We start from the raw sequence: 21,432 nt of genomic DNA on the forward strand, positions 1-21,432 counted from the left end.
AGGGGTGAAAGGCGCATTTCTTACCTTGTGAACGCACTTTTCCCCTTCCACGCGACCACGCGCGACATCAACGTGCATGTGGCCGTCACCTTCCTGCCCGAACAGTCGGAGCCGGACCGGGGCCGATGGTTCTGGGCCTATCATATCCGCATAGAAAATGACGGGAACCAGCCGGTTCAACTGCTGACCCGTCACTGGATCATTACCGATGGGCGGGGCACGCAGCATCGGGTCGATGGAGATGGCGTCGTGGGGGAACAGCCAGTGGTGCAGCCGGGCAGAAGCTATGATTATGTGTCGGGCTGCCCGCTCAACACGCCGACGGGTTCGATGAAGGGCCATTATCACATGATCGGCGCGAGCGGCGAGACGTTCGACATCGCCATCCCCCATTTCGCGCTGATCGCGCCGGCGGTGGCTGAATGAAGCGTACCCATTTGCCGTTGAACGGCCTGCGCGTGCTGGATGCGGCGGCGCGGCACCTGTCCTTCACCCGCGCGGCCGATGAACTGGCCGTGACCCCTGCTGCCGTGGGTCAGCAGATCCGCGCCCTGGAAGATCTGCTGGGCGTCGTGCTGTTCCGCCGCACGCCCAAGGGGTTGGAACTCACTCCTGAAACCGAGGCGGGCCTTTCAGCCCTGCGCGCCGGTTTCCTGGAGTTTGAGGAGGCGGTGCGGGCCATGCAGGCGGGCCAGTCCAGCTCCTCGCTCACCATCGCGGCGCCACGCGACCTCACCGCCAAATGGCTCCAGCCGCGCCTCGCGGGCTATGCGGCCAGCCAGCCCGACCTCAAATTCGCGCTGGTCGCGGCGGATGAGACGCTGGACTTCACTGAAGCCAATCTCGACCTTGCCCTGCGCCTTGCCGAAGGGCCGGGCGAGAATGAAGGCATCAAGCTGGGTGAAGCGTCCTTCGTCACCATCGAAGCAGCCGGGGGCGGCCCCGACCACCGCATCGAATGGCCCGGCTGTCCCAAGGGAGACGCGCCCGCGACGATCCGCGTGGCCGATGCGGGGCTGGCGATCGAAGCGGCGGCCAACGGCTTCGGCCATGCCTGCGTGCCCTTTTTGCTGGCGCAGGCGGATATAGCCGCGGGACGGGTCCGGCAGGTCGGTGATCCGGCGCCTTCGCCGCTGGCCTATTGGCTGATCGCGCCGCTGCCGCAATGGCGGCAGAAGAAGGTCAAGGCTCTGGTCGAGGCGCTGACCGGGTAGCGCCGGTCCGCGCTTGCACTTTCTTAAGACTGTTGGGCGTAGAGTGTTTTCGAAGCAGATGGTATCATCTGCTGGCTTGGAAAACGCGTAAAATCAAAAGACTAGAGCATTCGAGCTGATGCAATCGGATCGGAATCCGCTCTAGCATCCATCGGCAAGGGATTGTGTAGGGAGAGTGGCCTTGAGCGGCGGCAAGAGGGTCTGGATGATGCGGGGCGCTTTGCTGCTCTGCCTTGCGGCGCCATTGCACGCGCAGGCGCCCTATGTGCCGGACATTACCGAAGCGCGGGAAAAGGAATGGCGCAAGCTGGTGGCGGCATCCCAGGCGGCCTATGCCTTGGGCAAGCCCGCAGACGGCATCGATCCGGCGCGCAAGGGTTTGGCGCTGGCCGATGAACTGTTCGGCGCGGATGATCCCCGCACGCTGATTTCCGCAAACGACCTGGCGCTGCAACTGGATTCGACCGGACATTATCGGGAGGCGGAGAGCCTGTACCGGCGCGTCTTCGACAGCTATTTGCGGACGCGGGGGGAGGATGATCCCAACACCCAGCTTGCCGTGGAAAATCTGGTCGATTTCTATGTGGCGCGCAAACGCTATGACGCGGCGGGGCCGCTGGCCGATTATGCGCTGCGCAGTTTTCGGCGGACCACCGGCTCGGGCAGCACGCGCAGCCAGCGGATGGAACAGATCGTCGCCGCCATATCGCAGCCTGTTGCCGCCCCATCGGCGTCTGCGGAATCCGCAGCCACCAAGGGCGCGACAATGGATAGCGCCGATCCGGCAGCAACGCCCGTGCCGGAACTGGCGCCCCATGTGGATAACGTGGAAAAAACACCTGCAACGGCAATGGAATCGATAGACGAAAAGCGTCCATGAGGACCGATATGCTTGCATTTTCGTCACATCGTCTTGAAAATTAACCTTGGATATAAGTCATCGGGTTAATTGTTAAAAATATCGCACCCGCTATTCCTGATTCTCATCGGAGGGGGGTTGATTTTCCATAGCTTATCGCCAGTCACAGGCCGACTGGACGAAGCCGGGGAAAGGAAAACACGGCTCCGTAAAGATAAGCCTATGGGTCGCAATTCGGGCGGGCGGCTGGCTGTATAAGCCGGTCGCCCGTTTCCATATCCGCTCGAGCGGGATTTCGGGCTGATCGACCAGCGCCGATGCGCCTTTCCGATAAGTTTCGAAGCCGAACCGCACACAGCTTCCGGAAGAGCCAAAAGCCAATCGACTCGTCCGAGTCGCATATGTCGTAAGCCTTGTTTGTTAACCAAACCCAAGTTCAGCATAGGCTGAAGGATATGCATGGCTGATAAAAACTATATCTTTAGTAATAGACCTTAAGTTATTTTTCAGTCCCTATCGCATTAAAATGGTTAACAAAACTGGAATCTGCGTGACTCATTTCGCACGGCGGCGAATAAGGTCAGCCATCGGGTCAGTAAAAACACAAAAGCAGATGGTTAATCCGGGGCGGCAGTCGACTTTGGCAAAGAGTCCTGCCGGCGGGAGAACGTTGACTAGGGGCAATAGCTGATCCGCTGATTGCCGCAATGTCGGGGAAGGCGCCAGGTCCGTATGCACCATGCATTCGGAGCGAGGCCTTCTGCGCGCTCCTTCCATGCCCCCATGGCGACAGGTGGGATGGACAATGGATTTCGAGCGCGACTGGAACAGCAAAGACACCGCCGACCATCAGCAGACCCTTCATCCTGAAGCGGCTGCTCTGGCCGCAAAGGGCAAGGCGGTCCATCCCGGCAAGATGCATCATGCGGACGTCGTTCGGACGGTCGCTCCCAATCCCGACGGCACCGTCGTGCTGCCCGCCGGAACCGACATCAACCAGATCGAGGTTTCCGGACGCAATCTGATCGTCCACCTGCCCGACGGCACCGACATGGTGATCCTGGACGGCGCGGTGGTCATGCCCCGCCTGGTCGTGGGCGATGTCGAAATTCCTTCGGTCAACCTGGCCGCCCTGCTGATCGGGGAAGAGCCCCAGCCTGCCGCGGGTCCGCCGCGCAGCTCCGGTGGCAATTTCCTCGGTCCGGACGGCAATGTGGGCGATCCTCATGGTCTGGGCGATCTGCTGCCGCCTACCGAATTGCTGTTCCCTCAGCCCGAAACGCGGGAAATCCTGCCGATCGCGCCCGATGAAGAACCGGAAGTCACCATCATCACGCCCGATCAGCCCACCGGCGCCACCGCCGCGACTGCTGGCGTGAGCGAAGCGGGCCTCCCTGCGCGCGGTAATGAACCGGCCGGTTCGGCGGCTGCCAGCGACAGCGAACGCACCACGGGCACGATCGCCATCACCGCCAATGACGGCCTGGCCGGCGTGACCATCAATGGCGTTGCGATCACGACGGTCGGTCAGACGGTCGTGACGCCGCTCGGCGTGCTGACCATCACTTCGATCGCGCAAGACGCCATCGGCTACAGCTATGTGCTGAGCGACAATGTCGTCGGCGCGCCGCCCGCCGAAGTCTTCACCGTTGTCGTCACCGACAATGACGGCGATCAGGCGAGCGCGACGCTGACCATTTCCATCGCGGACGATGCGCCGACCGCCGTCAACGACGTCGACAGCGTGACCGAAGACGGCCCGCTGGTCGCGGACGGCAACGTCCTGACCGGCAGCGGCGGCAGCGATGCGAACGCCACCGATGGCGTTGCCGACATCCAGGGCGCCGACGGTGCCGTAGTGTCGACCACCGGCACCTTTCAGGGGACTTACGGCACGCTGACGCTGACCGCGTCGGGCGGTTACAGCTATACGCTCGCCAACGGCAATGCGGCGGTGCAGTTCCTGGTGCCCGGCCAGACGCTGACCGACAGCTTCAGCTATACGATCACCGATGCCGATGGCGACACCTCCACGGCGACGCTGACCATCACCATCAACGGCGCGGACGATGGTATCACCATCACCGGCCTCAACGGCGCACCGGGGATCGAGGGCGCCGAAGTCATCGTGCTGGAAAATGACCTGTCGGACGGCAGCTCTCCCGACGCGGCGGCGCTCACCAAGACCGGCTCCTTCGGCGTCAATGGCGCTGATGGCCTGTCGGGCGTCACGGTCGGCGGCGTGTCGGTGCTGGCCAATGGCGCATTCGTCGCCGGGCAAGTGGTGACGACGCCGGTCGGCACACTGACCATCACCGGCTTCACCGCGACCGCTACGCAGGGTGGCGTGCCGACGGCCGGAACCTTCACCTACAGCTTCGTGCTGACCGACAACAGCCTGGGCCACAGCGGCGCAGGCGTGGACAGCATCCTGCAGAGCTTCGCCGTGGTGGCGACCGACCGCAACGGGTCGACCGCCAATGCCACGGTCGACGTGCAGATCGTCGATGACGTGCCGACCGCCAACAATGATGTCGATGGCGTCGCGGCTGGCACCTATGGCCCGGAAACCGGCAATGTCATCACCGGGGCGGGCACCGTCTCCGGCGCGGCCGGCGCCGACGTCAAGGGTGCGGACGGTGCCGTGGTGGCGACCACCGGCACCTTCGAGGGCGCCTATGGCACGCTGACGCTGAACGCCGACGGCAGCTACAGCTATGTCCGCGCGGCCGGAACGCCGGGCGGCGTGAGCGACAGCTTCAGTTACACGCTGCGCGACGGCGATGGCGACCTGTCCACCGCCACGCTGCGGATCGATATCGCCAATAGCGACGTCATGATCATCTCCATCCCGAAGGTGGGCGAGGGCACGATCGTCGACGAATCCGGCCTGACCGATCCGGTGGGCTCCAATGCGGGCAGCGGCGTCGACACCACGGACGGCACGATCACCTATACCGCGCCGGACGGTCCGGCGAGCGTCACCATCAACAATATCCCGATCACCAGCGTCGGGCAGGAAATCGTCACCGACAAGGGCATTTTGACGATCACCGGCATCAGCGAAGGCAGCATCGATTATAGCTACACGCTGACCACCAACACGACCGGCGACAATGTGACCGACAGCTTCGTGGTCACTGTCACCGACGTTGACGGCGACCAGGCGACCGACACGCTGACCATCACCATCATCGACGACGTGCCGACCGCGACCAACGACGCGGATTCGGTTCGCGAGGATGGTCCGCTGGTGGCTGACGGCAATGTCATCGCCGGTTCGGGCGGCGGCGACGCCAACGCAACGGACGGCAATGCCGACGTGCAGGGCGCCGACGGCGCGCATGTCAGCGCCATCGTCTTTGGCGAGACGGCTGGGACCGTCGGCGCGCCGCTGGCCGGGCTGTACGGATCGCTCGTGATCCAGGCGGACGGCAGCTATGCCTATACGCTGAACAATGAAAATGGCGTGGTCCAGGGTCTGGACAAGAACCAGACGCTGACCGAAACCTTCACCTACACGTTGACCGATGGCGACGGCGATCCGTCCAGCGCGACGATCACCATCACCATCCAGGGTAGCGACGATGGCGTGACCATCAACGGTCTGGACGGCGAGGGCGCTGAGGAAACCGTCCTCGAAAATGATCTGCCGGGGGGCAGCTCGGAAGATGCGGCGGCGCTGACCCAGACGGGCAGCTTCACCCTGTCCGCGCTGGACGGCGTGGCGACCATCACGGTCGGCGGCCAGCCGATCTTCGGCGCGAGCGGCTTCATCAGCGGCGTCACCCTGTCCAACGCCTATGGCACGCTCAGCATCACCGGCTTCACGCCGACCGTGGGCGCGGATGGCGATGTGATCGGCGGGACGGTCAGCTACAGCTATGTCCTCAACGACAATACGCTGCTGCACACCGGCGCGAACGATGGCAGCCTGACCGACAGCTTTGCGGTCGTCGTCACCGACACCGATGGGTCGACCGATAGCGCCAGCCTGGATATCCGCGTGGTCGACGACGTGCCGACGGCAGTGGACGACAGCGCGGGCCAGCTCACGGAAAATGCGGCGGTCACGATCGACGTTTTCGCCAATGACGTAGCCGGGGCCGACGGCGTCGACCTCGCCAGCGGGGTAGCTCTGGAAACCGGCGCGGCCAAAGGCACCGTCGTCTATCAGGGCAATGGCGTATTCCTCTACACGCCCAATGCGGGCGCGGAGGGCAGCGACAGCTTCACCTACACCATCACCGACGGCGATGGCGACAAGTCGACCGCCACGGTGACGATCAATCTGCTTCAGGATTCGACGCCGACCGTCACCGTGGCAGACATGACCGTGTCCGAAGCCGGCCTGCCCGGCGGCACGCAGGAGGACGGGAACAGCGAGACGGCGACCGGCTCCATGACCATCGCGACCGGCGGCGATACGCTGACCAAGGTCGAGGTGCAGGACAAGAACGGCGCCTGGATCGACGTGACGGCGGCCAATGCGGGAACGCCGGTGGTCGTCGCTGGCGCGGCGGGCATGCTGACCGTGACCTCCGATGGGGCGGGCCATTACAGCTACAGCTACACGCTGGCGGTCAATGATCCGATCCATCCCGACAATAACCCGCTGGATGGTGACGGCATCAGCGGCGCGGCCGATCCCAAGGCGGGCGACGCCTTCGCCGTGCGCGTGACCGACAGCGACGGCGATCTCTCGCCGGCCGATACGATCAATGTCACCGTGCTGGACGACGCGCCGATCGCGGCGCCCGACAGCGGTTCCGTGACCGAAGGCGACTCGCTGGTCGTCACGGCTGGCGACGGCGTGCTCCACAACGACCAGCCGGGCGCGGACGGCTATGCGCCGGGCGTGGTCGGCGTGGCCAAGGGCAGCGACGCGAGCACGTCCGTCAGCGGTGATGTCGGCACGGCGGTCGCGGGCGATTACGGCACGCTGACTCTCTTTGCCGACGGCAGCTATCGCTATGATGCGACGCCCAATGTCATCTCGGCCGACAAGCAGGATGTGTTCGTCTACACGATCCGCGATGCGGACGGCGATCTGGCGACGACGACGCTGACCATCAATGTCGCCAATGTCGCGCTGGCGGCGGACAATCAGACGAAGACGGTCTTTGAGGCGGCGCTGGACACCAGCATCACCGGCGACGACATCGCCGCTGGCAGCGTCACCGGCAGCACGCCGGGTCAGCCGACGGAAACGACGACGGGCCAGCTCAATGTCGTGGGCGCAGTCAGCTACACGCTGACCGGCCCGGCGACTGGCAGCCATGGCCAGCTTCTGCTCAACAGCGACGGCAGCTACACCTATACGCTGACCTCGCCGGTCGATGGCCCGACCGCCAATGACGGCGCCCTGCCGCTGGCGGGTGTGGAGGTCTTCACCTATCAGGCGGTCGACGGCTCCGGCAATATCGCCAACGGCACGATCACCATCGATGTGGTGGACGATATTCCGACGGCGGTGGACGACGCCGCCCAGACCGTGGCGGAGGACGGCGCCAATATCGGCGGCAACGTCCTGACCAACGACACGCAGGGGGCGGATGGCGCCACCCTGACCTCGGTCACGATCGGCGGCGTCACGACGGCGGTCAACGCCGAGGGCACAACCAATGTGAACACGGCCTACGGCGCCTATACCTTCACGGCGGCGGGGGCGTGGACCTTCAACCCGTCGACCAATCTCAACAATGCGAGCGGCGTCAGCGCGGGCTTCTCCTATGTCATCACCGATGGCGACGGCGACCAGTCGACCGCCGTGCAGCCGATCACTGTCACGGACGGCGCCGACCCAAGCGCAAGCGGGCCGGTCAGCCTGACGCTGGACGATCAGAATCTGGCGGGCGGCACCAGCTCCGGCAATCCGGACTCGACCAGCGGCACCATCACCTTCACGCCCGGTTCGGACGCGATCACCTCGATCGTGTTCGGCGGCACGGGCAGCCTGACCGGCGACCTGAACTGGGTGCGGGTATCCGACAATCAGATCACCGGTTCCGACGAGCGCGGCGTGGTGGTGACGCTGGACCTGTCGGTCGTCGGCAATGTCGCGACCGTCACGGCCACGCTCAACGACAATTACGACACGCATCCGGGCATCAATGTCGACGATCTGGTCGCGCTCGGATCGGTACAGGTGATCGCGCAGGACACCGATGGTGATACGGCCACCGGCACCGTCTCGGTCAGCGTATCCGACGATCTGCCGGTGGTCAGCGCCAATCCGGTGGTGCAACTGGACGACGACGCGCTGGGCGGCAATGCCAACGGCACGGGCGACGATGCGAACAGCGTCAACGCCACCGGCACGCTGGGGCATGACTATCGCGCTGATGGCGCGGGCGGCATCACCCTGCTCGGCACCGGCGCGCCAGCCGGCTTCACGTATGAAAGCAACGGCAGCGTGCTGCTGGTGAAGCAGGGCGGCACCACCGTTCTGACCGTGACGCTGACCGATCCGGTCGCCGGCACCTATTCGGTGGCGCAGAATGCCGCGATCGTCCACCCGCTCGGCGGTGACGAGAACAATGTCAGCTTCGACATCGCCTATCGGGTCACGGACGCCGACAATGATACGGCCACCGGCACGCTGACGATCAATGTCGATGACGACACGCCGGTTGCGGCCGACGATACCGACATCGTCAAGGAAGATGTGACGCTCAGCGCCAGCGGCAATGTGCTGACGGGCGTGGGCAGCGACGGCAATCCGGCGGGCGCGGACTCGCTGGGCGCCGACGGTCCGGCGGCGGGCGGCGCGGTGACGGCGGTCACTGGCGGTCCTATCGGCGGCAACGCGATCGGCAGCTATGGCACGCTCGTCCTGAATGCCTCGGGCGGCTATACCTATACGCTGAACAACGGCCTGGCGGCGGTCCAGCATCTGGACGACGGCCAGACGCTGACGGACAGCTTCACCTATACGATCACGGACGGCGACGGCGACAGCACCACGGCTGTGCTGCGCATCACCATCCAGGGCACCAATGACGCGCCGCAGGTCGGCAGCGGTGTTGCGGTTGTTTCGGAAGAGGGGCTGACCGGCGCCAATGCAGATAGCGCACCCGGCCTGCCGAACGACACCACCAATGCGACGGTGGCGACCGGCACGATCACCGCGAGCGACGTGGACGGCGACGGCATCAGCATGACGCTGGACAATCCGGGCGCGGTGCTGACCGCCGACGGCCTGCCCGTCACCTGGAGCGGCGTCGGTACGCAGACGCTGACCGGCTCGGTCGGCGCGGTGCCGGTGATCACGATCACCATCACCAATGGCGGCGCCTATACGGTGACGCTGCTGCAGTCGGTCGATCATAGCGGCATCAATGTTGAGGATGTGAAGAACTTCCTGGTCCCCGTGAACGTCAGCGACGGCACCGCCACGGTCGCCACCAGCATCGCCGTCACGATCGAGGATGACAGCCCGATCGCCGTCGACGACAATGTGACGACCATCGAAAAGGCGGCTGCCTCCACCGGCAATGTCCTCACCAACGACCATGTCGGCGCGGACACGCCTGGCGCCGTCGTATCGGTCGGCGGCAACGCCATCGCCCTGGGCGGTAGCCAGACGATCGTCGGCGCCTATGGCACGTTGCAGCTATTCTCCGACGGCAGCTACATCTACACGCCCAAGGTTTCGGTGCCTTCGGGATCGTTCGACAGCTTCACCTATGTCATGCGCGATGCCGACAATGACACGGCCAGCGCGACGCTGAAGTTCACCTTCCAGGGCGACGCGAACAAGCCGACGGCGGACAACACCGCCGCCAAGCTGGATGATGACGGCCTGACCGGCGGCAACGCGGCCAGCACGACCGGCGACGTCGACGCCAATGTGGGCGACAACGGCTTGGCCGGCCCCAGCGAGGCGAGCTACAGCGGCACCTTGCCCTTCACCTTCGGCGCCGACGGCGGCGGCAGCGTGAGCTTCGCCAATCTGAACGGCACGACCGGCACGGTTGGTACGGATACCGTATCCTATAGCTGGAACGGCACGACCAACACGCTGACCGCGACCATTACGACGGTCGGTGGCCGGGGCACGCCGCTGTTCCAGGTCGTCGTCAATCCGACGACCGGCGCCTATACGGTGACATTGCTCGACAATGTGCTGCACGCGGCCGGCGGGAATGAGAATGACGCCTCGGTCAGCCTCAATTTCCTGGTCACCGACAGCGACTATAACGCTACGACCAACCCGACATCCTCGGCCATCGGGCAGCTCAACATCTCGTTCAACGACGACATGCCCAGCGCCTTCACGCCGGCGGCGGGATCGGTGGCGAACAATGACAGTCCGGCGACGGCCTTCAACCTCAACTTCGCCAACGTGGCGGGCGCCGATGGCGTCGGCAATGCGCTGTTCACCGTCACCGACGGCGCGCCCGCCAAGGATACCAGCGGCGCGACGCTGCGCCTGGCCGGCGAAGACCTGTTCATCTTCGGCAACGGCACGAATGTGCTGACGGCGAAGACGGCGGACGGCGACATCGGCTACACCATCACGCTTCAGCCGGGGACGGACAAATATGTGTTCGACCTTTACGGCACGATCACCAACGGCAGCGAGATTTCGATCAGCAGCTTCAGCGCGGCGAAGGCGGGCAACACCGACTATCGTGGCCTGGGCGTCGATACCACCGATGCCATTGACGTGCTGTTCTCCGGCCGCAGCGCTTCGGGCGCCCGGGGATCGGTCAACACGGACAGCGACTCGATCGGCGTCGACAACCAGTCGGTCAATCCCGACGAGGCGGTGCGCATCGACCTCATCAAGACGCTGGTCGGCAACCCCGCCACCACCACCGGCTTCGCCTATGCCGATCATCAGAGCGTCATCAGCTTCGAGCAGAATATCGCTCAGGTCGGCGGCAATCCCAACAATACGGTGTCGATCAAGGTCACGGCCATCGATGCCGACAACGACCAGGATTTGGGCTTCTCGTCCGCGACGCCAGAGACAGGCGAAAGCTTCGTCCCGATCGCCAAGGTGATCGTGACCGATGTGAGCACGGGCAATATCTACACCTTCACCGGCACAGGCTCGCAGGGCAGCATCGGCGTGACATTCGCTTCAGGCAGCGTCACCATCTCTGGCCTGCAGGTAAACGACAAATATGAGATTGTCGGAACCAAGGGCTTCGATGCGGTGCTGGTGGAATCGCCGCACGTCAACAACCCCTTCGACCTTGGCGTGTTCTCGGTCGAGACGCTGAACAGCGGCGCCCCGATCAACATCAACCACGCCATCGTCGCTTCGGATGCTGACGGCGACAGCGTCAACAGCTCGGTCAGCGTGACGCTGACTCCGGTCGCTGTTCCCCCGGTCGCCATCGATCTCGACGGGGACGGGCTGGAGTTTGTCGGCCTGTCGAGCGGCGTGACCCATGATTATGGTCATGGCGAGGTTGCGACGGCCTGGGTGTCTTCCGATGACGGCCTGCTCGCCCATGCGACGGGTGGCAGCTATGACATCGTCTTTGCCGACGACGCGCCCGGCGCGGCGAGCGATCTGGACGGCCTGCGCCTTGCCTATGACAGCAATGGCGACGGCGTGTTCGATGCCAAGGATGCGGCATTCGCTGAATTCGGCGTGTGGCAGGACGCAAACGGCAATGGCGTGGTCGACGCGGGCGAATTCAAGTCGCTCACCGATGCGGGCATTGCCGCGATCGAACTGAACGCCGACGGCAAGAGCTACACCGCCGCCAATGGCGACGTCACCGTGCTGGGCGAAGCAAGCTTCGTCCGCACCGACGGCACCAAGGGCACGATTGGCGACGTGCTGTTTGCGACCGGCGCCAAGGAAAGCGACGCCAGCAAGACGGAGAGCACGGCCAGCGGCTTCAACCAGGCGCTGGTAGCGGCCAGCCTGGTCGCGGTGGCGGGCGCAACCGCGACCACCACCGAGGAGCAGCCCGCGCCGACCGCGACCGATAGCGCCGCGCCGGTCACGGAAACCGCGCCGGCCGCCACGGTCACGGCCGAGCCGACCACGACGCAGGAAGACTCGTCGACCAAGATCGCGGCAACAGACGACAAGGCGACGCATGAGCAGCCCGCCGCGCCGGCCAGCCATGGCGGCGAGGAAGCCGCGCCCGAGCATGCTACCCTGTCCGGCGGCGGCGATGCGCATGCCGCAGCAACCGAAACGGCTGAGGCGCCTCAGCCCGATCTGGGCGGTCATCAGGGTCTGCTGGCGCAGTCGATCGACCTGCCGCCTGTCTTTGACGGCAATGCGGCGGCGGTTCTGGCGGCCCAGCAGGCGGCTCCCGCTGCGAATGCGGCCGAGGTCGTGAAGGAGGCGCTGGGCGCCCATGATGTGCCGAATATCGATGCGCTGCTGGCCGCCCTGCCGGGTGGCGAGCATGTCGCCGCGCCCTTCCTCCTCAACCCGGTAGCGGGCGAGGCGATGGACAGCGGGCATCTGGCAGCGGCCACCGCCATCTTCGACGCGGCGATGGTGGCGCATGAAGCGATGGCGGTCGCCCATGGCTGATTTTGGGGCTGATCTGGAAATTTTCTCGCGGGGAATTTTGGGGAGAGTGAATATGCGAAATGCGTTGGAAAGGGCGGCGGCCGTCGGGCTGGTGACTGCCATGCTGACGACGACTGCGGCCTGGGCGGCGCCTGCTTCGCCCTTGCTGCAACTCGGCAAGTCCGAACTGAGGGATGCGCTGACCAGCCGTTACGACACGGCGGTCAAGGCTGTGGGCGACGCCAGCGTGCGTGCGGCCCAGGACAGCCGCTGGACCTACGCCGTCGAGGCGAAGAACCAGTGCGGCATCGCCATCGGTTTCATCAAATCCGGCACGAAGGATGCGGACAGCATCAACAAGTGCGACGACTTTGTGGCACGCCTTTCGGCGCCGCCACCGCCGCCGGTGTCGGCAGCTTCAGCCCCACCCGCGCTGGACTGTACGGCACCGGCGGTGTCCATCTTCTTCGACTGGAACATGGACACCCCGCTTTCCGAAGGAGCGAGCACCATCTCCACGCTGACGCAGACGGCGGCGCAATGCGGCTGGAAGCGCTTCGGCGTCACCGGCTACACCGATACCTCGGGCGGCACCCGCTATAATGACGGTCTGTCGCTGCGCCGGGCGCAGAATGTCGCCAGCCTGATGAGCCAGGGGGGCATCGCCACGGATGCCATGACCGTCAACGGTCTGGGCGAAACCCAGTTGAAGATCGAAACCGCAGATGGTGTGCGCGAACCGATGAATCGTCGGGTCGAAATCACCGCCAGCGCGAATTAAGGGGAAGAAGGCATGACTATCATGCGCAAGACATGCGGCAGCCTGATCGCCCTTTGTGCGGCGGCGATGGTTAGCACGGGCTGGGCCCAGACCACCGATCTCAAGAGCGCGATCGCCGCGGCGATCGACAGCCATCCGGAGATCAACCAGGCGATCCAGAACAAGGAAGCGATCGAGTTCGAACGCGAACAGGCGCAGGGTCTTTACCTGCCCCGCGTCAGCGTCGAGGGATCGGCTGGCGTCCGCCGTCTGGAAAACGACACCCGCCGCGCCCTCAACCTTGACAACCAGACGCTCTGGCCGCTGGAAGCGAGCGTGCGGGCCGAAGAGACCGTCTGGGACTCCGGCTATCGCAGCGCGGAAAAGCGGCGGCAGGCAGCGCGGACCGATGGCGCAGCCCTGCGCGTCGGTGAACGCTCGCAGTTCGTGGCGCTGAACGTCACCCGCCAATATCTCGACTATATGCTCCAGCAGCGGGTCGTGGCGGCGGCGGACGACAATATCGCCTTCCACCGCAAGTTGCTGGGCGATTTGGGCGAAGGCGTGACCAAGGGGTCGATCAGCATCGCTGACCAGCAGCAGGCCGAAGAACGGCTGCAAGCCGCCCTCGTCCGCAAGAGCGAGGCGGAGCAGGACATGACCAATGCGGCCATCCAGTTCCGCACGCTGACCGGCCTGTCGATCGATCAGGTCACCATGCCCGATCCGGTGATGAGCGCGGTGCCGCCGACGCTGGACGAAGCCATTGCCGCCGCGCGCACCAACAATCCGCTGGTGCGTGAGGCAGAAGCCGATATTCAGGCGGCCCATGCCGTAGTGGATGAGGCCAAGTCCGAGCTCGGGCCGACGGTCTCGCTGGAAGGAACCGGCCGCGTCGGTCAGGATGTGGACGGCTTCAAGGGCAACACCAACGACATTCAGGGCCGGGTGGTCGTGCGCTGGCAGCTCTATAATGGCGGCATCAACCGGGCGAAGGTCCAGGAAATGACTCGCCGGTCGAGCGAAGCGCGTTTTCGCTTGAGCCAGCGCCAGCGCGAGGCGGAGGAAGATGTCCGCACCGCCTGGAATCGCTGGGACACGGAAAAGAAGCGCGTTACCGACCTGTCGCGGCAGGGCACGGTGTCCGACGGGCTGCTGGTGTCCTATCGCGAGCAGTTCAATGTCGGGCGGCGCTCGTTGCTGGACGTTCTGGATAGCCAGAACACCCGCTTCAACACGCAGGTGCGGACCGAGACGGCGCGTTTTTCCGAGATTTTCGCGCAATATCAGATCCTGGCTGCCACCAACACGCTTCTCGATACTCTGGGCATAGCGGCACCTTCGGGCGCAAACCCCTATGCGCGGAAGAAATATGATGTCCCAGATTTGCCGCCCGCTGAATTGCAGCGGCGGCGTTATCCGGGCTAAGATCCATCTTTGGGGTCATCCGGGCGCAAGCCCGGATGGGCGGGGAAACAATGTTGGAACGAAGCACACTCAGTCTGGCCGAATGGCTGGACCATCAAGGCACGCCTAGCGACGAGCTGGTGGAGAGCATCGCCCATGCGGCGCGGCATTTCGACCGGTCGCCGGGTATCGTAAGCCTTCGCGCCGGCCTCGCCGTCGATGAATCCGGGCGCTTGCCCTTTCATCAGGCGGAATCCGCGCTCGACCAGATCGGTCTCTTGAGCGATCATGTCCGGGGACGGCTGGACAAATGGCGGCCGGGCAATCTGCCCGCCATCCTGCCGCTCCGGGGCGGGCGCTTCCTGCTGCTGCTGGATATCAAGGCCGGCGATGCGCTGGTCCAGCTTCCTCATGCGAGCGAAGCGGTCTGGGCGCCGCTCAGCGATCTGGAAGGCTATTTCACTGGCGAAGCGCTGGTCGTCATGGCCGACCATGGCCGTGAACGCGCCGAGGAACGTCCCTGGGACGAGCGAGTGCGCCAGCACTGGTTCTGGCGGGAAGTCTGGCGCGCGCGCGGCGGCTTCGGCTATGTGATGCTGGCCGCGGCGATCATCAACCTGCTCGCCTTCGCGTTGCCGCTGTTCACGATGAACGTCTATGATCGGATCATCCCGAACAAGGCGGCGTCCAGCCTTTGGGTGCTGGGGGTCGGCGTGATGCTGGCCTTCAGCCTGGATTTCGCGCTCAGGATCGCGCGCGCCAGGCTGGTTGACGAGGCGGGGCGCGAGATTGACGAACGCCTTTCGCAACGCCTGTTCGAAAAGGTGCTGAACACGCCGTTGGCAAGCCGCTCCGGCAGCACCGGCGCATTGGCGCGGCGCGTGTCCGAGTTCGAATCCGTGCGGGAATTCTTCACCTCGACCACCGTGGTCCTGGTGGTGGACATTGCTTTCCTCTTCTTCTTCGTCGGCATTATCGCGCTTCTGGGGGGCTGGCTGGCCATCGTACCGGTCGTCATGATCCCACATTTCCCAAGTAAGGCGCTGATTTCGCTGTCCTGACCATTATATTTCCTATATAAAACATGGTGTTGAAGGCTGCGAGGGGCGCGTTTCATGGATCACCCAGAGGGTGCGGGCTTGCAACGGGCAGATCGGGTGGATTTCGACCCTCGCGTGCGGCTGGAATTTCGCGGCACGCAGCTCAGTTCCGACGGCGGCCTTCTGGTGATGCGCGAGCTTGATGACGCGCTCGGGTTGTCCGATTTGGCGTCAGCGGCGCTGCGCGATACTCGCTCTGGCAAGAACACGGTCCATCGGCTCGACGGCCTGTTCCGGCAATCAGTCTTTGGGCGGCTGGCCGGATACGAGGATGTCAACGACGCCAACCGTCTCGCCTGCGATCCGGTCATGCGCCAAGTTGTCGGCGGCAGAGCGGTCGATGCACAAGCGGCCTCGGCATCGCAGATGGGACGGTTCGAGACCGAGACGCTGGCTCTGGCCGGGAACCGTGCCGCGCTGGCCGACCTGAACGGGCAATGGATCGACCGGTTCCATGACCGTAACGGGCTGAAGTACATCGTTCTGGACATGGACAGCTCGGTCAGCCCGACCCATGGCGACCAGGAAGGGTCCGCCTGGAATGGCCATTTCGACTGTAGCTGCTATCACCCCAACTTTCTGTTCAACCAGTTCGGGATGCTGGAACGCTGCGCCCTGCGCCATGGCAACGTCCACAGCGCCGATGGCTGGCGTGATGTTCTCGACCCCGTCATTGCGCGCTACGCGGAGCGCGACCTTGGTGGCAGGTTCTTCCGGGCCGATGCTGCCTACGCGATCCCGGCGATCTATGAGCGATTGGAAGAAGCGCGGTTCTTCTACGCCATCCGGCTGCCCGCAAACGCGGTCCTCAAGGACAAGATCGCGCATCGGCTAACGCGCCCTGTCGGGCGGCCGTCACTGACCAAGGTCAAGCGGTTCTTCGAGGAATTCGAGTATCAGGCGGCGTCCTGGGACAAGGAACGCCGGGTGATCGCCAAGATCGAATGGCATCCGGGCGAACTGTTCCCGCGTGTCGGCTTCATCGTCACCAACCTGCCGATGGAGCCGGACTGGGTGGTGCGGTTCTACAACCAGCGCGGCACCGCCGAGCAGCACATCAAAGAGGGCAAATACGCCTTTCGCTGGACGCGGCTGTCGTGCCGGAAGTTCCGCGACAATGAGGTGCGGCTGCAACTGCACGCCCTGGCGTACAACCTGGCCACCTTCTTGCGCTGCATCGAGCTGCCCGAGGCCATGGCCGACTGGTCGTTGACCAGCCTGCAACTGAAGCTGATCAAGATCGGGGCACGTGTGGTCCGTCACGCCCGCACCATCACCTTCCAGCTGGCCGAGGTCGCTGTCACCGGCACGATGGTACGCGCCATCCTCGCCGCTATCCGCCGATTGCGAGCGCCACCGCTATGCGCATGATCGCGATCCACGCTCAAACTGAACGAAAGCGGCTGGACAGATCTGTCCGCTGCGCTGAAAAACGCCGCCCCTGGGCAAGGAAACAGCGGCTTCGCGGTCTGATCCGTCCAGATCCAGCAGTCTGCGCGACCGCAGGTGCCGCTTGCGGCAGAAAATCCTTGTCTAGCGCTCGGATACAGGCGATCTTCACCTCAAACGACACGCCACTTGGGGAATGCAGGATGAAGTGGGCGACGACCGATGCGATGTCGTGGCGGCGGATCGGGCTGGCAGGCTCGGTCTTTCTCGCCACCCTCGCGCTGTTCGGTGGGCTCGCTTATCATTTCGCGATCGTTGCGATGTGGATGCCGCTGGTCAATTCGGTCGCGTTGATTGCCACGACCCCCTCGGCTCCCTCGGCGCGGCCCTGGCCGATCATGGCGGGGCATGCCGCGACCGCGTTCGTCGGTTCGCTGGCCGGCTGGATGTTCGGCGCTTCGGTGCTGGTCGCGATCATCGCCGCCACGCTCGGCCTGCTGCTGATGATGGCGGCCCGTGCGGTCCATCCGCCCGCGGCGGCGACGGGGCTCGTCTTCACGCTGCATCCGGTGCCCCCGCATGTCGCGGTGCCGCTGCTGATGCTGGGCGCCGGTGCGGTGACGCTGATCGGCATGGCGCTGCGCCGCTGGGATCGCCCGTCCGCATGACCCCCGGATTGGGCATCGCCTGAATTTCGGCTAGGAGCCGGCGGATCGGGAATGATGGGGATCATGGCGAGCGCAGGATTTTTCCTGCAACGGTCGATGGCCCGCCTGTCACGCGATGCCCAGGCGGATTCGAGCCTGCAAAGCGCGGCGCTGGTCGAAGCCATTGGCGGCATCGAGACGCTAAAGGCCTGCCGGGCCGAAGGGCGCATGCTGGAACGCTGGCGCCGCTACGCCCGCATGAGCGCGGCGACGCAGGAAAAGCTACGGCGCTTGAGTTCGAAGAGCGTGACCCTGGCGGCCCTCTGCCAGCAGGTGACGAGCATCGCTCTGGTGATCGGCGGCTTCTATATGTTCGCGGCGGGCGACATTTCGATGGGCGCGATCATCGCCATCGTCATGCTGGCCGGGCGTTCGCTGGCGCCGGTCGGGCAACTCGCCTTCGTCATTGTGCGGGCGCGGCAGGCGATGACGACGCTCGACAGCCTCCAGACGCTGATCGATCAGCCCGACGAGCGGCTGGACGGCGCGCGGGGCATTATCCCCAAGATCCGTAAAGGCGCCATCGTCGCGCAGGGGCTGGAGTTCGCCTATCCCGGCGCCAGCCAGCCAAGCCTGCGCGGCATCAATCTGCGGGTCGAGCCGGGTGAGCGCATCGGCCTGATCGGCCGGGTGGCGTCGGGCAAGTCGACGCTGGGCCGGGTGATCTGCGGCCTTTATCCGCCCACCGGCGGGTTGCTGACCATCGATGAAATCGACAGCCGCCAATATCATCCGCATGAGCTGCGTTCCGCCTTCCGCTATGTTGGCCAGGATGCCGAACTGTTCAGTGGGTCCGTGCGCGAGAATCTGTTGCTGGGCGCCCGCGAAGCCAGCGAGGAAAAGCTGCTGGAGGCGCTGGAGCGTTCAGGCGCGTCGCGCTTCTTCGGACGCGATGCGGCGGGGTTCGACCTGCATATCGGTGAACGCGGCAGCCGCCTCTCGGGCGGGCAACGCAGCTTCCTCGTCATGGCGCGCGCGCTGGTCGAACCGGCAAAGCTGCTTTTCCTGGACGAGCCGACCGGCGCGATGGACAACCAGACCGAGAATCTCTTCATCGACCATCTGGAAAAGGCGCTGGAGCCCGATCAGACGCTGATCGTGTCGACCCACCGCCATGCGCTGTTGCGGATCGTGGACCGGCTGATCGTGATCGATCAGGGCGTGGTGCTGGCCGATGGACCGCGTGACGAGATCATCGGCCAGCTCCAGCGAGGGACAGGGCTATGAGTGTTCTGGTCCGAAGCGTCGGCATCGCAGCGCCAGTGGCCTTGGCTATCGCAACGGCCGCACTCTGGCACCATGAACAGCCTCGACCCGCCATGCAGGCAAAGATCGTGGAATCCGCTCCTGCAATCCCGCGCCAATATCTCGCTTTGGTCCAGATGACCGAGCAAACCGACACCGCAGCGGAAGGCGACGAGGCTCGCGAGGAAAATCAGCGTCTCGGCTTCTCTGGCGGCATGATCGCTTCGGCCAAGCCCTTCCGCGCTCTGGGACAAGCGGGCGAGGATCATGACCGCGCGCTCCAGTGCCTGACGCAAGCCGTCTATTATGAGGCGGCCCGCGAGCCCGAGAGCGGCCAGCGCGCCGTCGCGCAGGTGGTGCTGAACCGCGTTCGCCACCCCGCCTTCGCCAAGACGGTGTGCGGCGTCGTCTACCAGCGCTTCGACGCGTCGGTCTGCCAGTTCAGCTTCGTCTGCGACGGCTCCCTTGCGCGCCACCCGCTGCCTGACCTCTGGAGCCGGGCGAAGCGGATCGCCGCCGATGCGCTGGCCGGACGGGTCGAGAAAGAGGTGGGCACCGCGACCCATTATCATGCCGATTATGTCTTCCCGCGCTGGGCGCCGCATCTGGCGAAGTTGGCGCAGGTCGGCGCGCATATCTTCTATCGCTGGCCGGGCGGCTGGGGTCTGCCGGGGGCATTCACCGGGCGTTATGCAGGCGGGGAGCATATTCCGGCCTTCGATCCGGCGCGCTTCGCCACGGTCGCGGAACCCGCGATCGACTATCCGCCCGTCGCGGCCTTGCCCGAACGCCGGGCGTCCAACGATGTGGGCGGCCGCATGGATCCGACCAAGGGGTGGAAGCTCTCCATTCCCGATCCTTCGGCAAGCGGCGGCGCGTTGGGCGACATGCTCGCCCGCCAGCAAAAGGCCGCGCCCATAGCGCTGGCGGCCGACGACCATAATCTTCAAGGGGTGCAACCATGATTTCGCGCTGGGTACGCTGGCTGCGGGGGCAACCGGGCAACAAGCAGGTCATTCTTTACAGCGGCGGGGGCATGCTGGTCTTCCTGATGTGGGCCAGCCTGGCGCCGGTGGATGAAGTGACGCACGGGCAGGGCAGGGTGATCCCGTCCAGCAAGGCGCAGGTCATTCAGTCCGCCGAACCGACCACGATCGAGGAAATCCTGGTCCGCTCCGGGCAGAAGGTGGGCAAGGGGCAATTGCTGGTGCGCCTGGATGACGCCATGCTGGCGTCCGAACTGGGGCAGATTCAGGCGGAGACGCGCTCGTTGACCGCGCGCGCCGGACGTCTGGAGAAGGAAGGCACAGGCACCGGTGCGGCCTGCGCGACCGGCGGGCCGGAATGTCAGCAGGAACAGGCGCTTGCCGCAGTCCGCCAGTCCGCGCTGCGCAGCAAGCAGGATGCGATGGCGGCCGCCGTCGACCAGCGCCGCCGCGAACTGGGCGAAGCGCAAGCGACCATCGACAGCCTTGGCGGCAGCGTGCAACTGGCGCGCCAGCGTGTGGCGATGTTGGAACCGCTCGCCGCAAAGTCGATCATCCCGCAGACCGAATTGCTGGATGCGCGCCGCGATCTGGTGGATGCGCAGGGGCGGCTGAACGCGGCGCAACAACAGGCGTCGCGTGCCTCCGCCGCGATCCGCGAGGCGCAGGCGCAACTGTCCGAGGCGAATTTCCAGTTCCGGCAGGACGCGCTCAATGAACGCAGTCAACTCGAGGCCAAGATCGCCGTCAACAGCGAGTCTCTTCGGGGCGCAAAAGGACGGGCGCAGCGGGCGGAGATCCGCTCGCCCGTCGACGGCGTGGTCAATGACGTGCAGGTGACGACCATCGGCGGCTTCGTCAGTCCGGGGCAGAAGATCATGCAGATCGTGCCGGTGGGCGATAAACTGCTGGTCGAGGCGCGGGTGAAGCCCAACGATATCGCCTTCATCAAGACCGGCGACCGCGCCGTGGTGAAGGTGACGGCCTATGACTTCTCCATCTATGGCGGGCTGTCCGGGACCGTGCAGCAGGTTTCGGCCGACAGCGTCTATGACGAAGCGACGCGGGAAGCCTATTTCACCGTGGTTGTGGAGACGGACCGCGCATGGCTCGGCACTGGCGCGCACAAGCTGCCGATCACGCCGGGCATGGTGTGCGATGTGGAGATCATGACCGGCCGCAAATCGGTGCTGGCCTATCTGCTCAAGCCCATCATGAAGGCGCGGTCGGAGGCTTTGAGGGAGCGTTAAGGATAGCGTGCTCCTGCGCA

Annotated in this window: 12 protein-coding genes; all 12 read left to right on the plus strand. The window is 64.9% G+C overall.

Annotated elements, in window-relative coordinates:
- Positions 1 to 27 precede the first annotated feature (27 nt).
- The 12 genes from apaG (at position 28) to K426_RS09420 (ending at position 21,412) form a co-directional block, all read left to right on the plus strand.
- Positions 28 to 426, plus strand: coding sequence for a Co2+/Mg2+ efflux protein ApaG (gene apaG, locus K426_RS09365; protein ID WP_066556206.1), 399 nt, complete (start codon positions 28 to 30; stop codon positions 424 to 426).
- A complete protein-coding gene (locus K426_RS09370) occupies positions 423 to 1,214 on the plus strand; it encodes a LysR family transcriptional regulator (RefSeq protein WP_066556208.1) in 792 nt (263 codons plus the stop codon). Before apaG ends, K426_RS09370 begins: the two co-directional genes overlap by 4 nt.
- A 175-nt stretch (positions 1,215 to 1,389) precedes the next feature.
- Positions 1,390 to 2,094 carry a tetratricopeptide repeat protein gene (locus K426_RS09375; RefSeq protein ID WP_237229999.1) on the plus strand — a complete coding sequence of 235 codons (705 nt, stop codon included), beginning with the start codon at positions 1,390 to 1,392 and terminating at the stop codon, positions 2,092 to 2,094.
- A 784-nt stretch (positions 2,095 to 2,878) separates the two neighbouring features.
- Positions 2,879 to 12,589: an Ig-like domain-containing protein gene (locus tag K426_RS09380; RefSeq protein WP_066556214.1), complete on the plus strand. Its 9,711-nt coding sequence runs from the start codon at positions 2,879 to 2,881 to the stop codon at positions 12,587 to 12,589.
- A 52-nt stretch (positions 12,590 to 12,641) separates the two neighbouring features.
- Positions 12,642 to 13,349 (plus strand): OmpA family protein, encoded by a 708-nt coding sequence (locus K426_RS09385; RefSeq protein WP_197672775.1) that lies wholly within the window; start codon positions 12,642 to 12,644, stop codon positions 13,347 to 13,349.
- A gap of 12 nt (positions 13,350 to 13,361) precedes the next feature.
- Positions 13,362 to 14,756 carry a TolC family protein gene (locus K426_RS09390; RefSeq protein ID WP_066556215.1) on the plus strand — a complete coding sequence of 465 codons (1,395 nt, stop codon included), beginning with the start codon at positions 13,362 to 13,364 and terminating at the stop codon, positions 14,754 to 14,756.
- Positions 14,757 to 14,806: 50 nt separating this feature from the next.
- Positions 14,807 to 15,796 (plus strand): ABC transporter transmembrane domain-containing protein, encoded by a 990-nt coding sequence (locus K426_RS09395; RefSeq protein ID WP_237230001.1) that lies wholly within the window; start codon positions 14,807 to 14,809, stop codon positions 15,794 to 15,796.
- Between the two features lie 54 nt (positions 15,797 to 15,850).
- Complete coding sequence (locus tag K426_RS09400) at positions 15,851 to 17,206, plus strand: IS1380-like element IS1247 family transposase (RefSeq protein WP_006473457.1); 1,356 nt, start codon at positions 15,851 to 15,853, stop codon at positions 17,204 to 17,206.
- Positions 17,207 to 17,427: 221 nt separating this feature from the next.
- On the plus strand, positions 17,428 to 17,892 hold the full coding sequence (locus tag K426_RS09405; RefSeq protein ID WP_020817765.1) for an HPP family protein: 465 nt from the start codon (positions 17,428 to 17,430) through the stop codon (positions 17,890 to 17,892).
- 63 nt (positions 17,893 to 17,955) lie between these two features.
- Positions 17,956 to 19,158, plus strand: coding sequence for an ATP-binding cassette domain-containing protein (locus tag K426_RS09410; RefSeq protein WP_237230003.1), 1,203 nt, complete (start codon positions 17,956 to 17,958; stop codon positions 19,156 to 19,158).
- Positions 19,155 to 20,141, plus strand: coding sequence for a cell wall hydrolase (locus tag K426_RS09415; RefSeq protein ID WP_237230005.1), 987 nt, complete (start codon positions 19,155 to 19,157; stop codon positions 20,139 to 20,141). The genes K426_RS09410 and K426_RS09415 overlap by 4 nt, the downstream gene beginning before the upstream one ends.
- Positions 20,138 to 21,412: an HlyD family type I secretion periplasmic adaptor subunit gene (locus tag K426_RS09420; RefSeq protein WP_066556219.1), complete on the plus strand. Its 1,275-nt coding sequence runs from the start codon at positions 20,138 to 20,140 to the stop codon at positions 21,410 to 21,412. Before K426_RS09415 ends, K426_RS09420 begins: the two co-directional genes overlap by 4 nt.
- Positions 21,413 to 21,432: the final 20 nt, after the last annotated feature.

Origin of the sequence: Sphingobium sp. TKS (assembly GCF_001563265.1) — a bacterium.
In the GTDB taxonomy this organism is placed as follows: Bacteria; Pseudomonadota; Alphaproteobacteria; order Sphingomonadales; family Sphingomonadaceae; genus Sphingobium.